General features: G+C 45.6%; 21 protein-coding genes and 1 pseudogene. 9 read left to right on the forward strand and 13 right to left on the reverse strand.

The annotated features are described in order from the left end of the window. Positions 1-72: 72 nt before the first annotated feature. A complete protein-coding gene (locus tag QUB39_RS10580) occupies positions 73-705 on the reverse strand; it encodes a response regulator transcription factor (protein ID WP_333056177.1) in 633 nt (210 codons plus the stop codon). Between the two features lie 25 nt (positions 706-730). Here QUB39_RS10580 and QUB39_RS10585 point away from each other — a divergent pair, with 25 nt between their 5' ends. Further along, positions 731-859: a hypothetical protein gene (locus QUB39_RS10585; protein WP_333232604.1), complete on the forward strand. Its 129-nt coding sequence runs from the start codon at positions 731-733 to the stop codon at positions 857-859. Between the two features lie 59 nt (positions 860-918). Here the strand turns inward: QUB39_RS10585 and QUB39_RS10590 are convergent, their stop codons facing one another. Next, positions 919-2172 (reverse strand): molybdopterin-binding protein, encoded by a 1254-nt coding sequence (locus tag QUB39_RS10590; RefSeq protein WP_333056175.1) that lies wholly within the window; start codon positions 2170-2172, stop codon positions 919-921. 117 nt (positions 2173-2289) lie between these two features. On the opposite strand from QUB39_RS10590, the gene QUB39_RS10595 reads away from it, so the two are divergent. The 3 genes from QUB39_RS10595 to cobO all read left to right on the forward strand — a co-directional run bounded on the left by QUB39_RS10595 (position 2290) and on the right by cobO (position 4381). Next, a complete protein-coding gene (locus tag QUB39_RS10595; RefSeq protein ID WP_333341197.1) occupies positions 2290-2907 on the forward strand; it encodes a hypothetical protein in 618 nt (205 codons plus the stop codon). Positions 2908-3066: 159 nt separating this feature from the next. Further along, complete coding sequence (locus QUB39_RS10600; RefSeq protein WP_333056173.1) at positions 3067-3645, forward strand: Uma2 family endonuclease; 579 nt, start codon at positions 3067-3069, stop codon at positions 3643-3645. A gap of 112 nt (positions 3646-3757) precedes the next feature. After that, positions 3758-4381, forward strand: coding sequence for a cob(I)yrinic acid a,c-diamide adenosyltransferase (gene cobO / locus QUB39_RS10605; RefSeq protein ID WP_333056172.1), 624 nt, complete (start codon positions 3758-3760; stop codon positions 4379-4381). A gap of 271 nt (positions 4382-4652) precedes the next feature. On the opposite strand, the gene QUB39_RS10610 is transcribed toward cobO, so the two are convergent. From QUB39_RS10610 to ribBA, 7 genes are all read right to left on the reverse strand, one after another. Then, entirely contained in the window at positions 4653-7190 is a 2538-nt protein-coding gene (locus QUB39_RS10610) for a CHASE4 domain-containing protein (protein WP_333056171.1), read from the reverse strand. Positions 7191-7523: 333 nt separating this feature from the next. After that, the gene (locus QUB39_RS10615; RefSeq protein WP_333056170.1) at positions 7524-8021 is read right to left on the reverse strand and encodes a hypothetical protein; all 498 of its coding nucleotides are present in this window, start codon (positions 8019-8021) and stop codon (positions 7524-7526) included. A gap of 541 nt (positions 8022-8562) precedes the next feature. Beyond that, positions 8563-9567 carry an RNA polymerase sigma factor, RpoD/SigA family gene (locus QUB39_RS10620; protein ID WP_333056169.1) on the reverse strand — a complete coding sequence of 335 codons (1005 nt, stop codon included), beginning with the start codon at positions 9565-9567 and terminating at the stop codon, positions 8563-8565. Positions 9568-10444: 877 nt separating this feature from the next. Next, positions 10445-12178: an ATP-binding protein gene (locus QUB39_RS10625; protein WP_333056166.1), complete on the reverse strand. Its 1734-nt coding sequence runs from the start codon at positions 12176-12178 to the stop codon at positions 10445-10447. Between the two features lie 98 nt (positions 12179-12276). Beyond that, positions 12277-13716, reverse strand: coding sequence for a pentapeptide repeat-containing protein (locus tag QUB39_RS10630; protein ID WP_333396222.1), 1440 nt, complete (start codon positions 13714-13716; stop codon positions 12277-12279). Positions 13717-13764: 48 nt separating this feature from the next. Continuing rightward, a complete protein-coding gene (locus QUB39_RS10635) occupies positions 13765-14106 on the reverse strand; it encodes an HAD domain-containing protein (protein ID WP_333056163.1) in 342 nt (113 codons plus the stop codon). An 819-nt stretch (positions 14107-14925) separates the two neighbouring features. After that, the gene (ribBA, locus tag QUB39_RS10640; RefSeq protein ID WP_333208471.1) at positions 14926-16617 is read right to left on the reverse strand and encodes a bifunctional 3,4-dihydroxy-2-butanone-4-phosphate synthase/GTP cyclohydrolase II; all 1692 of its coding nucleotides are present in this window, start codon (positions 16615-16617) and stop codon (positions 14926-14928) included. 296 nt (positions 16618-16913) lie between these two features. Between ribBA and QUB39_RS10645 the strand changes: the two are divergent. Together QUB39_RS10645 and QUB39_RS10650 are read left to right on the forward strand one after the other, a co-directional pair. Beyond that, a pseudogene (locus tag QUB39_RS10645) lies at positions 16914-17366 on the forward strand (DNA-methyltransferase); the annotation flags it as partial. Positions 17367-17505: 139 nt separating this feature from the next. Then, a complete protein-coding gene (locus QUB39_RS10650) occupies positions 17506-18858 on the forward strand; it encodes a DUF4339 domain-containing protein (protein ID WP_333056161.1) in 1353 nt (450 codons plus the stop codon). A gap of 322 nt (positions 18859-19180) precedes the next feature. On the opposite strand, the gene QUB39_RS10655 is transcribed toward QUB39_RS10650, so the two are convergent. Further along, complete coding sequence (locus tag QUB39_RS10655; RefSeq protein ID WP_333056160.1) at positions 19181-19333, reverse strand: hypothetical protein; 153 nt, start codon at positions 19331-19333, stop codon at positions 19181-19183. Positions 19334-19442: 109 nt separating this feature from the next. Here QUB39_RS10655 and QUB39_RS10660 point away from each other — a divergent pair, with 109 nt between their 5' ends. Further along, positions 19443-19760, forward strand: a complete 318-nt coding sequence (locus QUB39_RS10660) for an RNA-binding protein (protein WP_333208470.1) — start codon at positions 19443-19445, stop codon at positions 19758-19760. 410 nt (positions 19761-20170) lie between these two features. Beyond that, entirely contained in the window at positions 20171-20782 is a 612-nt protein-coding gene (locus QUB39_RS10665) for a hypothetical protein (RefSeq protein ID WP_333208469.1), read from the forward strand. A 254-nt stretch (positions 20783-21036) separates the two neighbouring features. On the opposite strand, the gene egtD is transcribed toward QUB39_RS10665, so the two are convergent. The 3 genes from egtD to egtC all read right to left on the reverse strand — a co-directional run bounded on the left by egtD (position 21037) and on the right by egtC (position 24543). Next, a complete protein-coding gene (gene egtD, locus QUB39_RS10670) occupies positions 21037-22083 on the reverse strand; it encodes an L-histidine N(alpha)-methyltransferase (RefSeq protein WP_333208468.1) in 1047 nt (348 codons plus the stop codon). A 380-nt stretch (positions 22084-22463) separates the two neighbouring features. Beyond that, a complete protein-coding gene (locus tag QUB39_RS10675) occupies positions 22464-23783 on the reverse strand; it encodes an ergothioneine biosynthesis protein EgtB (protein ID WP_333056156.1) in 1320 nt (439 codons plus the stop codon). After that, entirely contained in the window at positions 23755-24543 is a 789-nt protein-coding gene (gene egtC / locus QUB39_RS10680; RefSeq protein ID WP_333208467.1) for an ergothioneine biosynthesis protein EgtC, read from the reverse strand. Before egtC ends, QUB39_RS10675 begins: the two co-directional genes overlap by 29 nt. Before the next feature lie 207 nt (positions 24544-24750). Between egtC and QUB39_RS10685 the strand changes: the two genes are divergently transcribed. Beyond that, complete coding sequence (locus tag QUB39_RS10685) at positions 24751-24969, forward strand: hypothetical protein (protein ID WP_333056154.1); 219 nt, start codon at positions 24751-24753, stop codon at positions 24967-24969. Positions 24970-25983: the final 1014 nt, after the last annotated feature.

A 25983-nucleotide genomic window follows, 5' to 3' on the forward strand; every position in this document is an offset into this window, starting at 1 on the left:
GCAGAAAAGCCTTGGTAGCAAACAACAAATAACTAATGACTACTGACTAATGACTAATGACTACTTACTTCTTTACACCAATCCAGTTCTCAGCGCTACAACTGCGGCTTGCACGCGGTCATCCACTGCCAACTTATTCATAATACCGCGAACGTGAGTTTTAATAGTATTTGGACTCAAGTAAAGCGCCGCTGCTATCTCAGGATTGCTGTTACCTTCCACCATTAATTTTAACACCTCCAATTCCCGCTGCGACAACTGACCAAAAGTAGTTGTAGAGGCAGGTATGGGGGGTTTGAGGTGTTCGATGACAGTCCGGGCAATTTGAGGGTCAAGATATGTAGCCCCCTCTGCGGCGGCTGCAATCGCTGCTAACAGCCTGTCTACAGAAGCACCTTTAATGCAATAAGCATCAGCCCCGCTAGAAAGGGCAGCAATAATTTCAGTTTCTGCCGTGTGAGAAGTTAACATTACTACTCTAACTTCTGGCAATTGTGCTTTAATTTGCTGCGTCGCTGCTATGCCGTCGAGCCGTGGCAAACCTATATCCATCACAATGATATCAGGTTTGAGTTTCAGTGCTGCTGCTACGCCTAAATAGCCGTCTTCTGCTTGTCCTACTATTTCTATGTCTGGGGAATCGGCTAAAACTTGCTCTAATCCCAGTTGCATCATCGGGTCATCTTCAACAATTAAAATTTTCATAATACGAAGAAAGTTCGGCAACGGATTGTGTAACGGATGTAACGGATGTCAGGAAGAAGGAAGTTCGGCAACGGATTGTGTAACGGATGTAACGGATGTAACGGATGTAACGGATGTCAGTCCGATGGAAGTCGGAAGAAGGAAGATTACTTAGTTGTTAATATTTTACATGAACTTATACCGAACCAATAACCAATAACCAATAACCACTAACTACTGACTAACTTTTAAAACCTCCACGAATTCGCCCGGTACAATCCAGGTGTCCCCTGGTGGCAAAACTGCTAAACCACTCGTATTTGCGAGATTAATTAAATTAGCTGAATTTTGGGTGCCGCTAGCAGGTTCAAATTCCCAGACTCCGGCAACTAAATGTAGTTTACCCCAAACATAAGTTTCGCGTCTGCCGTGCGATCGCAATTCAGCATTACACCTAGCTTTGACAAACTCCGGCCCCCAAGCATCCGGGCCAAGCCCAGACATCTTTCTCAAAGCAGGCACAACAAACCGCCAACAGCAGACTAAAGCCGAAACCGGATTTCCCGGCAAACCAAAATAGAGACTATCCGAATTTTTTTCACCTCGTTTAAACTCAGCAACCGTTAAAGGTTTCCCCGGCTTAATAGCCACAGAACTAATGTGAACTTTTCCTCCCAAATCTGCCAAAATTTTCTCGACATAATCGTAGTCTCCTACCGAGACGCCGCCCGTAGAAAGCACCACATCCGCCGTCGCAACAGCCCCGGATATCGCCTTGTTTAATGCATCTTCATTATCAGGAACAATGCCCAATCGAATCGGTTCAAATCCCATTTGTGCCAACAAAACTGTCAAAGCATACTGATTCGAGTCTACCAGTTTCCCCGGTGCCAAAGGTTCGTCAGGCGATACCAATTCGTCACCAGTAGAAAAAATTGCCACCCGCAGCCGCCGATAAACTGGAACTTGAATGCACTGGGCAGTTGCTAACACTGCCATTTCTGGGGCATTGATAACTGTACCGGGAGTTAGCAAAGTTGTTCCTGCTTGATAAAAAGCGCCTTTGTGCCTAACAAATGCTTGCGGTTTTTCAGGAGAAACTAAGATAAAAATACGATCGCCCTCACGCCTTGTTTCTTCCTGCATTACCACCGTATCAGCACCCGCAGGCATCACCCCCCCCGTAAAAATTCGCGCCGCTTGCCCCGATTTTACGGTATTTTGAGGCTGATATCCGGCTGGAATCTCTTCAACTACTTCGAGTACCACTGGTTTTTCGGCGCTACAGTTTTCCACATCCGCAAACCGCACCGCGTACCCATCCATTGCTGAATTATCCCAATAAGGAAAATCAAGGGAACCAGTGACTGCCGCAGCCAAAATGCGCCCCGATGCTGCCAGCAAGTCTACAGTTTCTACATCCCGCTGACTGTCGAGGGGTTGCGCCAAATTTAGAACGATCGATTCTGCTTCTTTCACTGACAGCATGACTGTCTCCTTGTTTTGATAACACTCATGATTAAGTTTAGCAAAATATCCAGAGATATTGGTGATATAATTTTTTTTGATTTGGGCAGTAAACCTAATTTTGGGGATTAATTGCTTATGACTATTTCTCGTTTGGTTGTTAGACTCAATTGTTTATCCTTATTTGTGGTGGCGATACTGATATTTTTCACTCAACTTTCCGGGTTAAAAGTCAGCGATTTATTCTTGCCGCCTTATGCTTATCCCCATCCCAATGTCGCTTTGTTAACTCGGACTTTTCAAGTTTTATGTTCTGTACCCGTCATTATTTGTACTTTCACCTATAAATTAGCTCAAAGTATTCAACCGCGCACTTCAGAAAATCGATTTATTCTATTTTCGGCTTTGTTAACAGGTGGATTTTTACTAAATGAAATTTACAGAATTCATATATATATGGTAGCAGGGGGAATTCCTAAGCTCGGAGTAAGTCTTTTATACGCCGTGGTTTTGTCCTCCTACGGATGGTTTTTTCGGCGAGAACTACAGTTAACTCCCTACCAAATATTGTTAGCGGGTGTAGGCTTGTTGTTTTTTGCGATCGGCGTCGATGCCCTGCATATAAAAAACAAAATATTCTCCAGTTTACTAGAGGGACTACCTAAACTGTTTAGCGAAATCAACATTGCATTTTATTATTGGTATGTCTGTAAGTGTTTCCTCCAAAAAGCGTTTGATAAAACTATTAATAGCTAGTTATAAGGATGTGATATAATGAGCAAAAGTGCATAAAAAGATATCCATTAAATCCTCTTAACCCTTAATAATATTTACAGCATCTGCATCGCTCGGCATTGAGCCGCATTCATATACATAATCTGGCTTAAAAGTCCCAACGCATCCTGATAAAATACCATGATAGCAGTTACCATTAACTTCAACTCGATCGCCAAAATAACCGACGACCAATTTTATCAACTGTGTCGCGAAAACCCCGATGTCAAATTTGAACGCAACGCCGAAGGAGAAATAATCGTTATGCCACCCACAGGAGGAGAAACCGGAAATTACAATTCAGAAATTAATGCGGATTTTGTGATTTGGAACCGACAAACTAAACTGGGAATTTGTTTCGATTCTTCAACTTGCTTCAAACTGCCAAGCGGTGCCAACCGTTCTCCCGATGTCTCTTGGATTGAAAAATCAAGATGGGATGCACTCACTCCCGAACAAAAACAAAAATTCCCTCCCATTGCCCCGGATTTTGTCTTAGAGTTAATGTCGCCGACAGACAGCCTCAAAGATACTCAAGACAAAATGCAAGAATACATGAATAACCAAGTCAAATTAGGCTGGTTAATCAACCGCAAAACCCGGAGAGTCGAAATCTATCGCCAAGGACAAGAAATAGAAGTTTTGGAATGTCCAACAGAACTTTCAGGAGAAGATGTTTTGCCCGGTTTCGTGCTAAACTTGCGATCGCTGTGGACATAATAGCTAAATCCGAAGCCGAGAAACCGGGTTTTTTCCCGAATCTGCGGGTGGCATCGAAGTATGTATTAAAAAACCCGGTTTCTGAGTCCCTAATCTGCGTTAAAAAAATCTAATGGAAACTAAAGAAACAACTTCCCTAACAGCCGAACAGCACAAACAAAAAATGCAGCGCCGACAAGAAGTACAGGCGCAGCGAATTGCCGGGGCTTCCAAAGACAAAGGTTTAATAATTGTCAATACGGGTAACGGGAAAGGCAAAACCACGGCAGCTTTGGGAATGGTTGTGCGATCGCTCGGTCACGGATACCGCGTCGCCATAGTACAATTTATCAAAGGAGCTTGGGAACCCGCAGAAAAAGCGGTTTTTCAACTCTGGGAAAAACAGCTAGAATTCCACGCAATGGGAGAAGGCTTTACTTGGGACACGCAAGACCGCGATCGAGATATCGAAACAGCTCAAAAAGCCTGGGAAAAATCCCTAACTTTTATCTGCAATCCCGAATTTAAATTAGTTCTTCTAGATGAAGTTAATATAGCATTAAAACTAGGTTATTTGCAAGTAGAGCAAGTGCTTTCTGGGTTAGACCAAAAACCCGAAGAAACCCACATTATTTTAACAGGCAGAGGCGCCCCGCCCGCGCTAATCGAACGGGCCGACTTGGTGACAGAAATGACTTTAGTTAAGCATCCATTCCGAGAACAAGGGATTAAAGCTCAAGCAGGTATTGAGTATTAATGTTGTTGGTCTTCAAAAGTTTAGTCCTAATTAGCTAAAAGCTGATTGGGAGTGGACTGATATTATGTCCGGTCGATTACCCCCAATACGGTAGGGGATCCCCTCACGAAAAATATCTGCCAATAATTGACAATCTCAAAAACCCGCCCTTTTAATCGCGGTAACTCGATCGGACATGATATGAAGCCCTGACTACAAACCGTATTTATGTTGTTTCTAGTCAGGACTTTTTACCAAATCTAAAATCTAAAATCTAAAATCTAAAATCGAGCTATGCTGGCAACATCAGAGTAAAAGTTGACCCCTTGCCAAACTCGCTAGTCACAGTAATTTCTCCCCCCAGCATCTGAGAGTATTTCTGCGCTATTGCCAAACCCAAACCCGTTCCTCCGTACTTGCGGGTAGTCGAAGCATCCGCTTGCGTAAAAGGTTGAAATAACTTTTGTAGCTGTTCAGGAGTAATCCCAATCCCCGTATCAGTACAGTTAAAAATCAACTGTTCCGAATCCCAACTATTCTCGTCATTTTTAATTCTTTCAACGCTGAGTGTAACTGTTCCTTTATGAGTAAACTTAGCTGCATTACTGAGCAAATTAAACAAAATTTGAGTAAACTTAATTTGATCGGAATACAATTTGCCAATATTATTAGGACACTCCACATTCAGGCGATTAGTGTTTCGCAAAAATAGCGGTGCAACAGTTTTGGCTACATCTTGAACTGCCTCCGACACGTCAAAAGTTTCTAATTCAATTTCGGCGTGACCAGCTTCAATCTTCGACAAGTCCAGAATATCATTAATTAAGGAAAGTAAAAGCTGGCCTGAATTGTGAATTCTCTCCAAATCCGACACAAAATTTTCTTCGCCTAAATCAACAGCCTCTTCTTGCAGGATCTCGCTGTAACCGATAATCGCATTCAGAGGAGTTCGCAGTTCGTGGCTCATGTTAGCCAAAAACTGACTTTTAGCCAAATTAGCTGCTTCTGCTGCTTCCTTTGCCTTGTAGAGTTCTGCCTCGGCTTGCAAGCGGTCGGTCACATCGTGAGCCAGCACTAATTCAGCATTTCTGCTATCAAATACCAGAGCATAAGAAGTAATTTCTACATCAATAATTGTTCCGTCTTTTTTCTGGTGCTGCCACACACCTGCAAACTCAATACCGGCATCTACTTGGGATATATTTTCTAGCAATTTCGGCAGATATTGGGGGGGACGAATGTCCGCAACGGTCATGTTGAGAAATTCGTCGCGAGTGTAGCCGTAGTGTTGGATAGCAGCCTGATTGACGGCTATAAATTCCTGAGTTTCTAAATCGTAAACCCACATCGGATGGGGGTTATTTTTAAACAAAAGTCTGTAGCGTTCTTCCGAGGCTCGTAGTTCGGCTTCGGCTTGCTTACGCTCGGTAATGTCACGGACAACCGTGCAAATAATCTCGCGGCCACCGTAGGAAATCACGCTCCCGCTCACTTCTACATCCACGCAGGAACCGTCTCGGCGGCGGTAGAGAACTTCGCCAATTCTGAATTGTTTGTCCGTCAGCAGTAACTCGATATTGTTGTCAATTAGGTCTTTAGAGTAAGCGATGATATCGTAAATAGTTAGTTGCGAAATCGCATCAAGATTGTAATCTAGCAGGTCTCTAAACGCTGTATTGGCTTCCAAAAGGCGTTTGGTTTGAGCGTCCCACAGGAATATACAATCTGTAGCTTGCTCGACTACGGCTCGGTAGCGGGCTTTTTCCTCAAGTTGTTCGCTGTCGGCGATCGCGATCGCACTCAACATTCCGTTGATAGTATGGGCAAGGTCGGACAACTCGTCTTCCCCCGTCACCGGTAGTCGCACCGAGAGGTCTTGACTGCTGCTGACGCGGTTGACTGCTTTCGCTAAACCGCTCAACCGAGACAGCACCAGACGCTCTAGCAGTAGCAGAGTGCAGCCGATCAACCCAATTCCCACTAACGCTACAGACACCAGCAGGTACAGCAAACTAATTTGACCTTGCCGATATATTTCTCTGGGAATATCCACCCGCAATAGCAGCGCAGGTTGGTTGTAAATATCGCGGATCAGGGCGTAACCTGCGATCGAATCTTCGCTTAAAGGACGCACCAAAATCGGTTTTTTTTCCGACAGTTTCTCCCGCACTTGCTCAAAGTCTGCAGGCAACCTAGCCTCATTCACGCTGTGTACGATTAGCGGCAAGCGAGTAATTTTAGAAACCTTCGCAATGCCTGCAGCATCCAAATTGCGCCCGAAGATCAGCGTACCTCGGATCGGGCCGGTGCTTTTAGTCGTGAGAATAGGCCGAGAAGTAATCAGTATTGGCCCTGACGGTAGCAGCATGATACCAGCGAGGCTGCTTTTGGCGTTGGGGTGCTGCAACAGCGGGTCGCTTAGAGAAATACGCTGTTTTAATGCTTCTGGAACAGGAGTTAATTTCAGCTTTTCGCTGTCTAAACCTGTACCGTAAACTATTTTGCCAGAAGTATTGACAAATACGGCTATATTAACTCTTATATTAGCCAGCCCTTCTGGAATTAAATTGGAGTCAATGAATTCTGAGTTGCGGTTTTGGATAAAATCGTAGGTGTCGTCCCACGCAGACCAGTCGGCAAAGCGCGAGTTGAAGTCGTCGGCAGTTTGCCCGAACACGCTGAGCACTCCCTTGACAACCTGTGTGGCTTCTTGTTCCTCTGCTTTGATCAGGCTGCCCAAGAGGATACTTGAGGAGGCGACATACAGAATCCCAGTCAATCCAGCGATGGTAATGCCAATTATCGATAGTGTTTTCCGACGCAGTTTCATTTTGCCATGTGTGTGGTGTCCGTCCGAAGAAATTCTCAACTCAGGAGCAATTTTACTACTGTTTCCTGAAGCCTGACCGAAAGCAATTTGGTCCGGGCGCCCCCGATGTATCAGTGGGGTTGCTTTCTTCAAATCTCAAATCTCAAATCTCAAATCTCAAATCAAGAGCAATTTTACTACTGTTTCCTGAACCCTGACCGAAAGCAACTTGGTTCGGGGGCGCCCGATTTATCAGTGAGGTTGCTTTCTTCAATTCTAAAATCTCAAATCTCAAATCTAAAATCTAAAATCTAAAATCTAAAATCGATTGACTGGTGGCGCAGCGCGTGTTTCCTACTTTTCCCACACCTGCTCTTTGTGAGCTTCCGTGCAAAGACCCAAGATGCGATGATCGTTCTCGCTGATGGTAGAAATTGGGTAATACTGTTCCAGATTTACCGAGTAGGGAGAGCGACTGCCGTCGTAAGTGTCCACTACTGTTAAATTTAACTGAGTTCGATCGCCCGTGCCGTAAAAACAGTAAAAAGCAGACCGAGGTAGGTAAAAAGCGCCGACCACCTTACTCTGTCGCATTTCAAATACAAAATATTCTTGTTTAAGTTCCTCTGGCTTGCTCGACTGACCGTAGAGGTAAATGCCATCTGCTAAACCTGTGCTAGCTGTATCTGGGGGAGGGTTTGGGGGAGATTGCGAGCTTAAAACGCCGGATTTGATCTCCGAGTTGTGCGATCGGCCTGCGGGTAATGCGATGCTCAAGTTACCGGGCAACAGAGCAAGCACGATCGCGATCGCTTCTAAACTTCCTGTCAATATCAAATAAGTCAAAACCACTCCAGACCCCAAAATTTAAAATAACTGGTTCCAAGCGCCTCTTGTACCAGTTTCACCAAGATTGTAGAGAAACCGGGTACTTGGCTTAATGTTGGCTATTAACTTGAATGAACGATCGCCCGCCCGGTTCCTGAACTTAAATCTAAGATTAGTTTGGACAAATTTTGCCTCCGCCCCGATCGGGCGATCGACCCGTCAATCGATTGCGCGATTTTAGATTTTAGATTTTAGATTTTAGAATTGAACCATTGACTTGCGCGAGATAAATACGTTCGGCAAGTTTCTCGGATACAGGTTTTTTATTTCTGGACGGATGAATCACGTGGCGGGTATCCTGGATGCGGGAATTGTCAAATGATACCATTTTAGATTTGAGATTTTATATTAAAGAATTGAATAATTTGGCGTGACCTATTCCATAAGGGTTTGGAGCACCGGCCTACAGTCCATTCTTTTTTAACTGGTATAAAATTATCCTTCCCAGCAGGGCCAACACGAAAAAAAAAGTTGAGATTTTGAGAAATCTCAACTTTTTTAGTGACTAACTAGCCAAGTATTCTCGGACTTGAGATTGGCGGCGGCGCAGGTGGGCAAGGGCTTGATGTTCTAGCTGCCTCACCCGTTCCCGGCTGAGATTTAACCGTTCTCCGACTTTCGCCAGTGACATTTCAGTGCCGTCTTCCAAACCGAAGCGCAGAATTATTACATCTCGCTGCTGGGGGGTAAGTTCTGATATCAAAGTATCGAGGTCTTGCCGCAGCAATTCCGAGGTAATGTAGTTGTCTGGAGATGCAGTTTCGTCTTCTAAGAGTTCTTGCAGTTCGGTATCTTGGTTGTCTCCTACCCGCAAGTCCAAAGAAACTGGATGTCTTGCCATCAGCAGATATTCCCGAATTTGGGAAGGGTGCAGTTCCAAGGCCGCGGCAATTTCCCCAGGGGAGGGAGACCGGCCCAACTGCTGGGTGAGTTCCCGCTGCACTTTTTTGATTTTGTTGAGTTTTTCGGTGATGTGAATTGGCAATCGAATTGTGCGGGCGTGTTGGGCGATCGCGCGAGTAATTGCTTGCCGAATCCACCAGTAGGCGTATGTGGAAAATTTGTATCCCCGCATCGGGTCAAATTTTTCGACTCCTCGTTCTAAACCAAGGGTGCCTTCTTGAATTAAATCCAAGAATTCCATATTGCGTTTCTGGTATTTTTTGGCGATCGCCACTACTAGCCGCAAATTCGCTTCAATCATCTTTTGCTTGGCCCGCCGCCCTATGTGTAAGATGCGGCTAAGTTCAGGTTCGGTCAACTCCATTTCGGCGGCCCACTCTTGATCTGTCAGATCCCGCTGCCATTCTTTAGCAAGTGCTTGTTTTGCTTCGATTAATTTCATCATTTGCTGCACCTGCTTCCCGAAAACAATTTCTTCTTCTCGGGTTAGCAGGGGTACGCGACCGATCTCGTGCAGATAGGTACGAACCGTATCCGTTGAGGAGTATGGCCGGCTGCCCATGCGATCGGCTTTCACTGTTTTGTTTTTGGGGGTTGTGGTGGACATGGGTGAGTATTGCACTCCTTGTAACAACAGATAAAAAGTTGGTGATACCCTGTCCCACTTTTGCAAGTGGGATAAAGACTGCGACAAAGGGGATGTTTCCCCTCTTGTTTATCGGTGACGATCGGTAGAAGCTTTTTGTTTGGGATTGCTTTTGTGCTTGATTTCCAGTAATCGCCGTCGATTTTCGGTAGTTCGCTAGCTTTAACGGCTAGTTCAAGGCGAAGTGGAGCAAGAGTTTAGTTTTCTCAATATTATTCCCAATTTTGAGGATCGTAAAGAGTAAAAACCTCTGTCTTAAGGTCAAGATTCTACATTTTTCCTTAAGGTTTTGAATTCCCTGTTAGTTTTAACTGCAACTCAACTTAACAATACTCATGCAAACAGACTCATGCTATTCGAGGGCTTTGTTTTGCTCTCTGTTCCATCATCGCTTGAAATTTTCTCGCTGCCTAGATGGTGGGATGCGAGATAACCGAACTCGATCGCCGTATTAGATGCCAGTAACTGTTTAAAATATTTATTGACATTTTGATTTAAATATGCTAAGCAAATTCTGCTACGAGTAACGACAAGGTGTATAAAGGCTGGCTGTTGCCCTGTTTGACTTTCATTGTGCCCCTAGGCTCCATCATCTCCATCATGTTTAAGCTTAAGCAAATTTTGGGCCGTTAGGGATGAGGGGTAAGGGGGTGAAAGGGGAAAAGCTTCTGACTCAAAGCTGGGGCCTAATTTTTTGGACGTTCGATCGCAATTTCTAGTTTATAACTGAGGCAAAAATCAGATATTTCTGTCATTGCCAGCGATCGCCAATTGTTCGCAAAGACTAATTTACAGTAACATTTGCCTAAGTTCTGTAAGGAATCTAGCAGTTGTCAATCTAAAATCCTAAATCCATTTTAGCAGATTCTGCCTCGGCAAATACTTGTTCATCGGGCATTTCTTGCCAGTCAATATCCCCAATTTCTCTGTAGAATTGCTCGTCGTAAGGACGAGTTTGCACGACTACGGGCATCGGTACGGCGTGGCCCAAAACTAATGCTTGCTGTTTGGAGTCGAGTTTTGCCAAAACCGATCGCAAACTCTGCCCTCCCGAAACGCCGGTAAAAATAGCATCGATGTCTTTATCATCGTTTAGCAAGGCTGTGATGCGTGTTCCGACTTGCGACATGACTTCCGCGTCGATTCCTGACGGGCGCTGGTCTACAATCAGCAGGGTGACGAAGTATTTTCGCATTTCTCTGGCAATTGTACCGAAAATAGTCGATCGCACGATCGCCGGATCGAGAAAGCGGTGAGCTTCCTCAATGGTAATCACCAAGGGCTGCGGGCGATCGCACGGATTTTTACTCTGCAAAAACTTCTCAGCTTTGCGTACATAAGCTTCGTGAATGCGGCGAGTAATCACATTTGCCGCTAACATATAGGACAGCAAATCCGAGTGCGAACCGAACTCAATTACTACATTCTTCCCACCATCTAAACACTGCAAAACTTCAGTTACATAATTTTTGGGACAGCGTTTCCGAATGTATTTCAAATCGTTTAAACGCTCTAATTTCCGCTGCAAAGCCATAATCGAAGACTTATTTCCCCGCTTTTCTTCGCAAAACCTTGAAATATCTTCATTGCTCATTTCCAGCAACTTGTTGATCCAACCGCTACCCAACTCGTTTCGCAAAATGATCGCATTTTCGATACTAGCTTCCGACAAATTCAACTCTCTCTGTACGAGGGAGATATCTTCCACTTCAATTTGATCGAAACTCAAAAACAACTCTTGAGCGTCGCGGACTCCCCGGCGTTTTGTCGATTCTGGATCGAGGGTATAAATCTGCATTTTATCGGGAAATAACTGCCGCAAACCTTTAACAGTGCTGAACTGTTTCCCTTCCGAAACAGCTTCCCACCCGTACTCCGAGTGCATATCAAAAATTAAATTAACAGCAGCTTGCTTGCGAATAATTCCCGACAATAGCAAGCGCGTCAGAAAAGATTTTCCCGTTCCCGACTTCCCAAAAACGCCGTTGCTGCGTTCCACAAATCGATCTAAATCCAAGCACACAGCAACGTCCATGTCAATCGGTTTGCCGATCGCAAAATTGCGGCGATACGGGTCATCTTCCCAGCCAAAAACTGCCCGAAAATCACTTTCTTTGGCATCAAACACCTGCGAAAAGTGGCTGGGAATAGTTTTGACCGGCAGCAACTCAATATCCGCGCCCGTTTGTGACTCAAAAGAAGCCAAATTTCCTAACGCCAGCTTATTCTCGCGAACTGGGCCGTTTTTCGTCGGGTCGAAAATTGCCTGCTGTTTTTCTCTCTCAGCAGTCAACATCAACATCGGCGACAGTTCGATCGTACCGTAGGTGCTGCTACCTGCTAGCACTGCGAGCAGAAAATCGTCGTCGGGATTGGGAGGATTCGATAAAATGCGGGCGCTAGAAGTTCCCAGAGATACGTCGGTGAGCATACAGAAAAAGTGCGATCGCACCCCCCGCACAACTAGAAATTTCCCCACCCTCATATCTTCCACCGAAACATCGGCGTGCAGTCGCACTTCTAATCCCTTGCTCAGGGAACCTTGAATAACAGAGCCTAACGGTCGATCCATTTTAGATTTTAGATTTTAGATTTTCGATTGTTAATAATCGAGCAATTTTCGCGGGGCGAGTTTTGATTGTAGATTTTTGATTGTTAACAGTCAACTAATTACCATTCCGATTCTAGTGGCAATTCAAAAAAACTCGGACTCAGATCTATATCTGTCAAATCCGTTTCGCTCAAATAAGCGTCGGTCAAAAATACCCCTTTTAAACTTGCGCCTTTGAGGTTAGTACCTTTCAGGTTAGCACCTCTGAGATTAACTCGGAATAAATGAGCATCGCTCAAGTCGGCCTCAGTTAAATCTGCTCCCTCCAAATTTACTCTCATCAAATCTGCTTTTCGGAGATCGGCTTCGTTTAACTTAGCGCCACTGAGGTCAGCTTTTGTCAAATCTACACCTCTTAAGTCTGCCCCGCTCAAGTTCGCGAACAGCAAAGTAGCTCCGGTGAAATCTGTCTCCCTCAAATCGGCATCCCTTAAATTAGCGCCACTGAGGTCAGCCCTTGTTAAGTCTACACCCCGGAGGTCAGCAGAACTCAAGTTTACTTGGTGTAAAATTGCGCCGCTTAAATCGGCTCCTCTTAAATCAGTTCCCTCCAAGTTTGCACCTTTGAGGTAAGCTTTTTTTAAGCTAGCTCTGCTGAGGTCTACATTTTTGAGATTGACCGAAGTTAAGTTAGAAGCGCTCAAATTAGCTCCGCTTAAATCTGACCCGTTTAAGTCGGCTCCGGTTAAATTTACCCCTTGCAGCGATACATTGGGAGCAATTAAATAAGCTCCGCCCAGACTGGGGTCGATACCTTCTGAAAACAAAGTCTGGTTGCTGTAAACAGCTTTCTCCAAAATCGTGCCGCTCAAACTAGCTTCCCTCAAGTCCGCTCCGCTGAGGTTGGCTCCTGCTAAGTTTGCCCGATCGAGTTTTGCACCAAATAAAATAGCTTTGTATAAGTTTGTCCGCCGCAAATCGGCTCCTTTTAAATCCGCTTCGGTCAAATCTACCATAGCCAGATTTAAGCCAGGGAGCGAAGCATTGGGAGCTAGCAAAAATGCTCCCATTGCACCCGGATCAATATCATCGGGAAAGATAGTCCGGTTGTTGTATACGGCCTTGTCTAAAATGGCGCCGCTCAACTGAGAACCGCGTAAATCCGCCCCACTGAGGTTGGCTCTGGTTAAGTTGGCTTCGTGGAGATTTGCTCCTACTAAATTAGCCTTGATCAAACTTGCTTGTTTGAGGTTGGCGCCCGTGAATTCGGCTCCTACGAGATTAGCTTCTCGGAGGACAGCACCAGTCAAATCAGCTCTAGTGAGGTTAGCTAAATTAAGAAATGATTCAGATAAATCCGCCCCGCTGAGATTAGCGCCTGTGAGATCGGCTTCAATCAGGTCTGCATACCTGAGCATAGCGCCGCTGAGGTTAGTTTCTCGGAGATCCGTGCCTCGGAGGTTGGCTCCCCGGAGTTCCGCACCGCCAAGGTTGGTGCCTTTAAGTGCTTGTCCCCTGAGATCGAGTCGGTGCAAAAAGTCACCAACGTTCATTTCCATGTCAAATTCACCCTCTCTATTCCGATACTTTTTTCCTAACCTTTGAAATTAAGTTAGATATTCTGAAAGTACCTTTGCTGAGTTCTGGTCAAAACCATTGTAATCATCAATAGCCACAACTGGTGCATCTGGCGGATAGTGTTCTGGAATATTGTCAATGGCTACCCAAGGTGAGTTTTGTGCTTGGTTTTCTCGAAGATACTCAAGAACTTCCTGGTGTCGTAAATATTTGTGTTGGTGAATATTTTTGGGGTTGAGAAAAGGGGTGAATCCGATAATACGGATAGCGATATCTGGTGAAAATAATGGAGGTATTACCTCGAAGGGGAATATTTCACGCCCGGATGATGAAATTACTACTCGCGCATGATAGATAGGAACGAAGGACATTCTCAAAGTGATTAAGGCAATCTGAATTGAATTTCATTCTGTCTGTTGGCAAGCTCGATGTTTCATGTCTTCTGTCAGGAATAAGTACACCATTAATGTCTAAAAAATGTAACATTAACTAAAAGTTAAGTTGAATAATTTATTAATTATTAATACTGCTTAATAATATAAATTTCCATCGACGATGCTCTCTCAAGTGCTCGCTGCATCGACTTGTTATATCATGTCCGATCGCTTGACCATAATATCTCGGTCGGGCGGGTTTTTGAGATGGTCAATTATGGGCCGATATTGGCAGGTTTACCCGCCCCTACCTGATTTCTGGTAATCGACCGGACATAATATTAGACGGCAATCAACATTGACCATAATATCTCGGCCGGGCGGGTTTTTGAGATGGTCAATTATGGGCCGATATTGGCAGGTTTACCCGCCCCTACCTGATTTCTGGTAATCGACCGGACATAATATTAGACGGCAATCAACATTGTTATTCACTGTTTTTATTGGTGGCTGCTTTCTGACGAAAGGAAGATGCTGATATCAACAAGTATTGTTCTGAAATTGACAGTTTTTCTTGGCTTCAGCCTTCCCCCCTGCTGGGGTAGGGGCAAGGCTGTTTCGGGGCAACCACGGGGAGTAGGGGTCGGATTGCCCCTACGGAAAATCAGGCTTTTGTAGGGGCGGTGCCAAGAGTGCCCGCCCCACCATAGACGAGCGGGTCGGGGTTTCAGATATCGGGGCAACCACAGGGGGATTGCCCCTACAAGAGAATGAAACTGCCCTGGGTAGGGGGGGGTTGGCTTCTACCTTCTGCCTTCAGGGAAGAGGAGCAAAACTGTAGATTTTTTGAGGTTCGAGCCGATCGCAAATTCCGGTTAATTCCGGCAAAACGAATGTCTCGCGATCGAGCTGGACTTGCAGGGTTTTGAGCGGATCTGCACCGGAGGAAACCATGAATTCTAATGTTTGCAAATTCGGCTCATTGCTGATTTCACCCAGAATTTGGCCGATCGCCTTGACGTAAGGATGGTTTACCTCCGAGTACCAGTCGGGGGCTGCGAGTCCGGCTTGATCGAAGCCCAGGTGAACGATGAGAGAGCCTTCTCCGAACAGGGCTATGCCCACCGGCCGCGCTTCTTCTTGCAGCAGCAAGTGCTGGTTAGCCGCCAAATGCCGCAGTTTTTCGAGGTGTTCGTACCGATTTTGAATGGCAGAATCTTCCTCTTTTCCTTCTGCTTTTTCGTTCCACTGAATCGCCACTGTTACTAAATAAGTTTGCAGTAGCATATGACCGAGTTTTTCGGCTTTTGTTGCCAGATAGATCGAGTTGTAATCTGTGGCTTCAATTAGTAAGGGGACGCGATCGGCTACTTCAATCCCGTAACCTTTCAACCCTGCAATTTTGCGCGGGTTGTTGGTAATCAAGCGAATTTTTTGAACTCCCAAATCGTTGAGCATTTGTGCTCCGACGCCGTAGTTCCGCAAGTCGGCGGGAAATCCTAACCGTTCGTTGGCTTCGACTGTATCGAATCCCAAATCTTGCAGCGAGTAAGCTTTTAGTTTATTTACCAATCCAATGCCCCTACCTTCTTGGCGCAAGTAAACTATGACGCCAGAACCGACATTTTCGATCATTTTCAGTGCCGCTTGCAGTTGCATCCGGCAGTCGCAGCGCAGGGAACCCAAAGCATCGCCGGTCAGGCATTCGGAATGCACCCGCACCATCACGGGTTTGTCTTTAAATTCTGCCGGGTCGCCCTTGACAATAGCAACGTGTTCTGAGTTGTCTTGGGTGTCGCGGTAGGCGTAAATCATAAACTCGCCGAATTGAGTGGGCAATTTGGCGACGGTTTCGCGGCGGACGAATCGATCGTGCTTGAGTCGGTAGCTAATTAAGTCAGCAATACTGATTATTTTAAGGTTGTGGGTTTTGGCGTACTCGATTAATTCGGGCAATCTCGCCATCGAACCGTCGGGGTTTTGAATTTCGCAGATGACGCCGCTGGGATACAAGCCAGCGAGTCTGGCGAGGTCAACCGAGGCCTCGGTGTGACCGGCGCGTTTGAGGACGCCACCGTCGATCGCCCGCAGGGGGAAAATGTGACCGGGACGGCGCAAGTCTTGAGGTTTGGTGTCCGGGTGGATGGCGACTTGGATGGTGCGTGCCCGGTCTTCGGCGGAGATACCGGTACTGACGCCGTTGACTGCATCGATGCTGACGGTGAAGGCAGTTTGGTTGTTGTCAGTGTTTTTGCTGACCATGAGGGGCAGTTCCAGGCGATCGAGCCTTTCGCCGCTCAATGCCAGACAAATCAAACCCCGCGCGTTCACGGCCATAAAATTGATGTTGTCGGGGGTGGCGAATTGGGCGGCACATATCACATCGCCTTCGTTTTCGCGATTTTCGTCATCGACTACTACCAGGGGGCGACCTGCTTTGAGGTCTACGAGGGCGCTGTCAATTGAGTCAAATTGAAAGGATTGAGTTGAGGTGTTGTTATTTGTCACTGAGCAGTTCAATCTATAAACAGTAATGTTATGGAAATAGAATCTATTTGTGATTGTAACCTTTTGTATCCGGCAGGGCGATCGGCCAATCCAGATGAGTTTGACAATATTTCTCAAGTCACTTACTATAATTATTGCATCTTGTCAACAAAATCTCTCCCCAATATTTCATGAGCTTGACTGAGATCGCGAATATTTTAGGTAAACCGTACTTCCAAGCTCCTAATTGCCTAATTTATCTGATTCAAAAAGTTGTCTGGAACTAAGGCGCGGGAGTTGCGGGCTGCAAGTTCTTTTCACCCCGCAATGAAAAGTTTCTCTGGTATGTGAAAAATCAAGACAAGTATACATTTAATTTGGATGAAGTGCGCGACCCAAATGTGAAATATCCGAATCAGAAAAAGAACGGCAAGATTAAAGTAAACTTAAAAGGCAAAAATCCGACGGATGTTTGGCAGTTCCCAAAAGTTACGTCGGGGAAAAACTGAGCTTCAAAAGAACGCACGCCTCACCCCGCTCAATTTCCTGTTGCTGTTGTCGATCGCATCATCAAGTCGGCCTCGAATTTAAACGAAATTGTTTTAGATCCGTTTATGGGTTCCGAGACTACAGCAATTGTGGCTCTGGGTTGGCAGCGACAAGTTATTGGATTTGAAATTAGGGCTGATTACTGTCAGATTGTCGCTAGTAGAATAGATGATTTTTTGATGGACAAGGAACTGGCAGAAGCAAAGTTATCTTTATTCTAAAGTTGGTAAATTTCAGCAACTTAATTTAAATAGTCCCAGATCGGGCGATCGGTCTCAAGCGATCGGCGCTTAAGATCGCACAGCCCAGAACGATCGGCGCAATGGGACAATATTGATATCCCGTCAAATTATCCCAACCATGAATAATTGGCCGAAATTCCTCCCCGATCCTAGATCGTGCGCCAGAGGGTTTGCCTTAAGCATTAGCTTTTGGCTGATTGTTTCTTTACTGTGGCCCAATGCTTACTACTATTCCTACGGATTTAGCAGGACGTACTGGTACACCATCAGGAACTCTGACTGGGAATTCCCGATCGTACTTGCTTGGTTTTGCCAAATCTGGTTATTTGCTTTCTATCACTGGGGGTTAACCAAGCTTGCAGAGTGGGTGGAAATTCGCCGACACAATCAGCAACCGCCGACTGTATCAGCTTGGCACCACTGGAGGGAAGGTATTATCGCATTTCTGACGCTACCTGCTGCGATTTTGATGGGAATTCCGCCGACTGCCTTTTTTATGCTGCCGATCAGAAGCTTTTCGGGCGCCCTCGTTGCTGTAATTCTAGGAAGTGCGATCGCCTCTGCTTACCTGTATCACTTCCGCTTTGCAAAACTGCTTAAAATTATTCTTAAATTCTTAGGGATTTTCTATGCATACCTTCTAAAGATACTTGAACTTTTTTTAGTTCCAGTATTAACTGGTACTCCGTTTTTTCTGCTAACTGTTGCGACGGCAGAAATCGTGCCAATACAGCTACTGCCGCTGACAACCTTTCTGTTAGTTATTTGCGTACTGCTAAGCGGGATAGTGGGATATGCAGCTTTGCAGTATTGGTCAGCGCATCTAGTTAATTGGGCCGCGACTTGGTGGCCCGCTGACTCTCCTGGTTACAGTCGCCTTCAATCCCGAAAAGCCTGGAAACACAACAAAACAGCAACCAGCCAATCTTTTGTTCGGCACACAACCAGTTGGCACTTAGCAGCTAACGACACTACCAACCTAATTTACCTAAACCTCATAGCGATCGTACTCGGTGCGATCGGTTTTCTGCTGTTTGGAGAGTCGAAAGAATGGTCAGAAACACAAGAAGATATTTTAGGATCTGCCGTGGCGCTAGTGTGGGTGGCGGTGTGGCATTTCTGGGGGTGGCCGCGCGAAGTAGAAATTGCTAGAGGTAAGCCGGAAGCTAAGAAAAAGCGATCGCCCAATTCTAACTCAGCGCCTCCCAATCCGGTAGAACAAGAGCTAAATCAGCTCAAAACCACAACTGGAATGAATCGGATGAAGTCAGTAAGACGATCGACCCAGCCAACTCCTGAAGTTGCTCAATGGTACGTCTTTCGCAGCGGTGAAGCCAAAGGGCCCTATACCAAATTGCAATTATGGGAAGTTCAGGAAATCACAGCCCGAACCAAAGTGCGGCGCGGGGAAGCCGAGTGGCAGCGCGCCGGTGAAATTCCAGAATTAGCGTCGTACCTCACTCAAAAATAAGACAGTACAAGTCACCGCACGTCGATCGGCGCTTAAGACGATCGCACTGCCCAGAAAGTAGCGCTATATCCCTTGATAATCTGGAAATAATCTGATAGTATATTAGCAAGTGGGGGTGGAACTACCTCACTATAAAAAGCCTTTGAAACAAAGGAAAAAGAAGCCTGCGGTCTAAATGTACTCAATTGACCGTCAGGTTTTTTCACTAACCGAATATTCAAGTCAATGTCTAAAGTAGTCGATGAACTTTGTCAGTTATAACTGAATCTCAGGCGCTGTTCTCAATCAGACCCAATCAACCTGGTAACAGGGACTAAAAATCTCAGATATCAGGTCGATCGCGCAGCAAGAAACCAAGTGGATGAGGCCAAGAGTGTAAGATGTCAGTTATCACGAATACTTTCTGTTGGCGATTGCCCGACGGCACCCAAAATTGAAAATTATGCCAGCCAATTGCTGATTCTGCTGGCTTCATGTTATAGTGGTTTTCCAAGAATTAAATTCGGTTGCGTAGTTTGTTGGTGTTTATTTACAAGCGTCTCTCCGAATCTAAGTCTCTGCACCCTAATGATTCTGGAGATTTTATGTCGATTTACGTGGGTAATCTTTCATATGAGGTAACATCAGACGACCTCAACGAAGTATTTGCCGAGTACGGTACTGTAAGCCGCGTCCAAGTGCCAGTGGACCGGGAAACAGGCAGGATGCGGGGTTTTGCTTTTGTGGAAATGGCAAGCGAGGCAGAAGAAGCAGCAGCCATCGCAGCTTTAGACGGTGCTGAGTGGATGGGCCGCGACTTGAAAGTCAACAAAGCCAAACCTCGCGAGAACAACAACAACAGACGCCCTTCGGGCGGCGGCGGCTGGGGCGACAACGATCGCCCTGCACGCGGACGCTACTAAACTTTGACAAGGAAAATTTGAGTTTTGGTAGTTGACGGCAGGTGCGAATGCTGCTTTTTTTTCGGGTTGTTCGATCGACCCATCGAATAAAACTCCCAAACCTCTGGCATCAGTTTTGCCCCCTCCTTGGAGGGGGCTTTGTTTTTGGCGAAAAATCCCGCGAGGTACGTCGGCGGTGCAGTTCCCAGTCTAGTTCGTGATTCAGTACCCTCTTAACTGCTTTTTTTAAGAGGCTGTCGGGATTTCGCCGATCGACTCCTGTAAACTCTCACACTAGAATTAAGCAGCAAGAAAAGTTAGAATAACGGCAAAACTGAATATTGCCCAGAACAGCCAAACTATCTTTACCGAAGATTAGTCGAGAAAACCAGCCGAATATCAGCCAATATCTTGATTTTGCCTCAATAAAGATGTCCAAGGTCTACAGCACGGCGGAACTCATTAAAATCCTCGAAGAAGAGCGCCAAGCCTGCTTGCATGGGCGGCGTCTCAACTTGACTCAAACTCCTGCTACAGGCAACCCCGTGATTGACCGCTTTCTCAAGTCTGAGGGTGTTCAGAAGTTCACTGCTTATCAAAATTTTAAGGCGGCTGTGCACGAATACCAGCGGGAACATCAAGTTTCTGGGATTGTCTGGCGGGAAATGGCGGTTAAAGGCAATACTCTACGCTATCCGGCAGTGGATGACGAATTAATAGCTCTACCGGTTGATTTGATTACGTTGAAGGCAGCTAAGATTGCTATGTTGGAATTCTGGCAGCAGGTAACTGCGGGGATGGATTTGTATTTAAGCATTAACAGCGGGAAGGATTTTCGATCGATCGAGCCGGTTGATGTAGAAGCTATAGCCCAGCGCACAGAATGGGCCAATCTCTCCAAGTGGGAAAAGTTGGATTTTCTAGAAATTTTGTTGCAGTTGGGCTGGGGGAAGCCGGAGGAAGCTTATTATAAGCGGGGATGGCCAACCTCGGGCAGTGAGTACATTCACGCCGTCAAACCCGGACAGCGGCCGATTTGTTAATTGGTAATTAGTAATTGCTAAGGATCGCGAATTAAATAACTTACAATTTTAATTGTTATTGTGGAAGTTATTTAATTCTCATTCCTAACAGGATATCCTGAATTCAGAACCATCGACAACACAGAAATTGAGGAGACGGCAGTGCCGTGTCCCTACCCCAAAACGTCGTAGCACGGGCGAGAACCCGACGCCATCGCCCGATTTGCAGGGACAGGGCAGTGCCGTGTCCTGACTGTGCGTAATATCTGAAGAACTCATTTATTAACATCAGAAATTTGACAAAGCATCAAGCCAAACCACTGATTTGGATCTGTCCAAACTTGCACCGGCATTAAACCACGCTGCGACAGTTCTTTTTTTACAGTAGTGAGATTGAACTTGCGCGATATTTCGCTGCGGATAGTTTCTCCCGCTGCAAATTCAACCGTTAAATTGAGAGAACGCAAGTGCACTGTTTGCGCTTTTTTACTTTTCAAGTGCATTTCAATTTGACATTCCTCTTGATTGTAAAAAGCCCAATGCTCGAACTGTGCTAAATCAAAATTTCCCTGATATTTTCGATTTAAATGTCGCAGCATATTCAAGTTAAATGCTGCCGTTACTCCTTGACTGTCATCGTAGGCAGGCTCTAAAATATCCTTAGATTTGTCCAAGTCAATTCCCAGCAAAAAATACTCTCCCGGCTGCAATGCACCGACAATTTGCGAGAAGAACAAATCGCATTCTTGAGCGTTGAGATTGCCGAGGGTACTGCCGAGAAAGCAAATCATTCGGGTTGGCAACGGCGACGGTGCAATTTTAGCTAAGGCTAATTCGTAAGTGCTGACAAGTCCGTGAATCTGGAGCGACGGATAATCTGCCAACAGTTGACAAGCGCTGCTTTCTAGGATAGTAGGACTGATGTCGATCGGCAAATAGTGCAGGGGATATTCCAGTTGACTGTAAGCATCAAGGAGAATCCGAGTTTTGGTGGAACTGCCACTGCCGAGTTCGACGATTTCGCAGGGGCCCGTTAAATTGGCGATCGCCCCCGCGCACCCCTGCAAAATAGCCGTCTCAGTGCGTGTCAAGTAGTATTCCGGCAACTGGCAAATCAACTCAAACAGGTTCGAGCCGCGATCGTCGTAGAAATACTTTGGAGGCAGGGATTTGGGGGTTTGAGTCAACCCGCTAACTGCATCGCTGCCAGCATTGATTTCTGCGGGTGTCAGTGCCGCAGCGCTCACCAGTCGCTCTAAGTGCAGCCGGTTTTCTTTTGTTGAGGCTGAGTTGGTTGTGTCGGACAGTCTTGGGGATTTCATAAAGTAATTTTTAGATGCACACATGGGTATAGCACGCAGTCGCGTTGCCAAATATCGCGATCAAGTCAGATTTTTCAGGTGACTCTCCGTTCTGTATTGTCTCACCCGATGGATCTCGCATCCACAATTAAAACTTAAAATTTATCCACAAAAATTATTGAATACTTAACCAAACTTGTTTTATTTGAGCTTGTCACATGGAAAAATGTTGGGAATTTTGCAAACAAATTTTGTCCCCAATTCCCTCTCCAGCCCTTTATCTGATGTTCGTCAAATAAGCTTTCTAAGGCAAGTATTAAGGAATTTGTTAATTTGAAAAATCCGCTGACTAAATTCCTTAATATGAACAAACTTGATGGTAATTATAATTACCTAGCAAACTACTTAGCGCAGCGAAAACCAGCAATAATTTGCCGCACGCCCGGATAATACCAATTCCGAAAGGTCGATCGCAGAGCCTGCGGAAAAGTCGCCCAACTCCCCCCTTTCAAAACCCGGTGTTCTCCATCAAAATAAACTTGAGAATATCCCCTATAAGGATAACTTTCAAATCCCGGATAGGCGTCAAAGGTTGAAGCAGTCCACTCCCAAACATTGCCCAACATATCATAGCAGCCTGCCGCACTTGCTCCTTTGGGAAAGGCATCAACTGGCGAAGTATTGGCAATATTATTGCCGTGATTGCACAGGCTGCCGTTTGGCGGTTCTTCTCCCCAAGGATAGATGCGATATGTTTGATTTGTGGCGTCCCAACTCGCAGCTTTTTCCCATTCGGCTTCCGATGGTAAACGCTTGCCGATAAAGTTGCAGTAAGCTTCGGCTTCGTACCAACTCACGCCGCAGACTGGATGGTTGTTGAAAGCTGGATTTTCTGACCAGTAAAGCGGTTGAGAGACGGCTTCGACTTGCAGCCATTTCCAGCCGTCCGCTGACCACCAATCAGGGTTTTGATAGCCGCCGGATTCCATGAAATCTCGGTATTCACGGCAAGTGACGGGATAGCGATCGATCGAGTATGCTTCTAAATAACATAGGTGGCGCGATCGCTCATTATCCAAAGCCTCAGCAGCATCGCTTCCCATGTAAAATTCCCCGCCCGGAATTTCAATCGCCAAATCGGTAATTGGGCATCGGGAATTGGGAATTGGGAATTGGGAATTGGGAATTGGGAATTTCTGCTGCTTTATTCCTCTGTCTTGTAGAGAATTAATCCGTGTATCCGTGTCCAAATCCGTGTCGTGCCTTCCTTCCTTCTTCCTGTGCATTTGCAACACGAAAGCAACAGTTTCGCAGTGCTGGCTTTCGTGCTGAATAATAAACCGCCACAGACGTTCTTGCTCGTCGATCGGCGCGACTTCCAAATAATCTAACACCTTTTTTCTCACCGCGTCCAGATATAATTCAACTTCAGGTAACGCGGGCAGAAAAACCCGTTGTTTTTTCGGCAAAATATCAGCAGCAAACAGTTGGTGATACTGAGGAAAGACCGGTTCCAAGCCAGCACACCGCTGCAACAGCCACAAATCCTCAGTATAAGCAATGTGACCTAAGTGCCAGCCAACTGGACTGAAATCAGGATGAGCTTGACGACAAAAAGTATCGTAGTCGATGTCGGCAAATAGCTTGAAAGTGCCGCGGCGACACTGCTGCAAATCGCGATAAATTGCCTCTCTACAAGATTGGATAGATTTCGAGATCACGCTCTACTCCGGCACTGATAATGCTCTGGACTGGGCACGAGTGCCAATTGCCAGCAAATAAAGGTTCAGAAGCAATGATGACAGAATTCGGGAAATTTAAATCGTCCCGCAGCCAATAGAGGGAAGGAGGGGTTTTTTGGGAAGCAAAGCGAGAGGCAACGAGCTGGTGTCCGTCGCTGATAATTATATTAGCTGAAAATTCTACTTGGTGAAAGTTTGCTAGCTCTGCCAAAGTTTTCAGCGACTTTTGCAAAGCTGCTTGTACGGTCAGATTTCCGGCTGTCAATTCATTGACAAACAAGCCGAAGATATGCTCAGAATCTGTAGTACCGTTAATTGATTGATACAGCGTATCGCTGAGCCGATCGCGAATTGGTCTGTAAAGAGTTTGCCGAAAATTCTTCACGAAGCCGTTGTGTACGAACAGCAGGCGATCGTTCTGAAACGGCTGACAGTTGCTCAAATCTACAGCTTGTCCTGAAGTTGCACTGCGAACATATCCGATCGCGCATCCAGATTCAACGAATCGACTGATACTCGGAAGGTTAATGTCGCTCCAAATTGGCTGTACATTTTTATAAGTAAACGGGTCAGTATCTAGGTGCGGGTGATACCAACCAATACCAAAACCGTCAGCATTGAGTAGGCCAGAAGTCATTTCGCGGGGATCGTAACTCTGCACAATTAGGGAATGTTCCGGCTTGTACAGAATAGCATCGAGTAAAATCGGCTCCCCGAGGTAGCCAAGCAAACGGCACATAAAATTTTTGCAGCAATTTGATTAGCATTGTAAGTCATTAGCCGAAAAATTGCCCGTTAGCGAAGCCCGCCCCTACGGGGGCTACGCCAACGAAGAGGATCGCCCATCTTCAGCGCTGACAACAAGGTTTTTGGTAGCCTGCTGCCAGCATCGCAGTACAAACGATACAGTTAAGGTAGAACCCCTGCAACACAAGGAGACTCTTGAATGTTCATCGACGAACTCATCCCAATGGCGAAAGAATTGATCGAACAGCCGATCGCCTTCGCGGGCGGATTTTTATCTGGCCTGCTTCGACTCAACCTTCACGAAGATCCCGTTAAAAGCTGGATCGACGAGCAAGCTGGTTCAACTTCCTACACTACTCCCCCAGCCGAACCCACCAACGGTAAAAGCAGCGGGCCTCAGTCAATCTCGATCGACTAAGGAAAAGCAGTAACATCCTCCCAACGCCAAACTGATTACAGTTATGGCGTGGGCTTCCAAACTTCACACTTTGGCTTTTCGCGTTTTTCCCTGACGGGATTTCCACACTTGGCTAGATTGAATTGCTCACTTCCCGCTAGTAAGTCTGCACAGACACAAGCGATTCCCGTATAACCTTTTTCAGATAGATGAAGTACAATAACACCAGTGTGTAAACCAGTTCCAAATATCTTGCTGAGAAAGTTGACGAAATGCAAACTCGATCGCATTTCCTAATTATTGATATTTTTTTTGTTAATCAAACTGAAAATATTTTTAAATTTTGATCCTAATTTTTCAGGTTTATGATAAATCAGGCGAAGGGGGCGACAAGTATATTACTTTCGCCCTTTTTATTGATTACTTTATTTAATTATTTTGTGTGTTTCTATGATTATTCTCCATCACTCCCAAAGCATTTTTCCATAATCTCGGTAAGTTACCTGAGCATAAAATCCTCAAATATAATTGTATCATTTTCCTTATTAAATTAACTTATAAGCTGTCGCGCATTTAAATTCTATATTAGGGGCGGGCTAGAAGCCCAACCCTAATCCCCACAAAAGTTTGATTGTTTTTTGACATATAATTTAAAGGCCGCAACAGCTTATAGCGATTCTAAGTGAATTGTGTAATTGTTGTAGGGGCAAAACTCACGCCCGGTTGCCCCAATCCGTGGGGGGTAGGCACAGGGCACTAGCCCTACATATTTGTACAACTGATGCGAGGATTGCTATAAGCTGTGGAGCATTTAAAGCAGTAACGAGGCTTGTATGGTGCGTCAATCGATTTGAGATTTGAGATTTTAGATTAAAGAATTGACTCCCCGGATAAATGCTCTTTCTTGAGGATTTTCGATTTGAGATGCTTTCAATTGATTCCACAGATAAATCACGTGGCGGGTACCACCTTTGAAATTCGTGGTCAGGAGTTAACACTTACGCGCTTATGCGGGAAACATTTCTGTAATGACGC

Origin of the sequence: Microcoleus sp. AT8-B5, assembly GCF_036705565.1 — a bacterium.
Lineage (GTDB): Bacteria > Cyanobacteriota > Cyanobacteriia > Cyanobacteriales > Microcoleaceae > Microcoleus.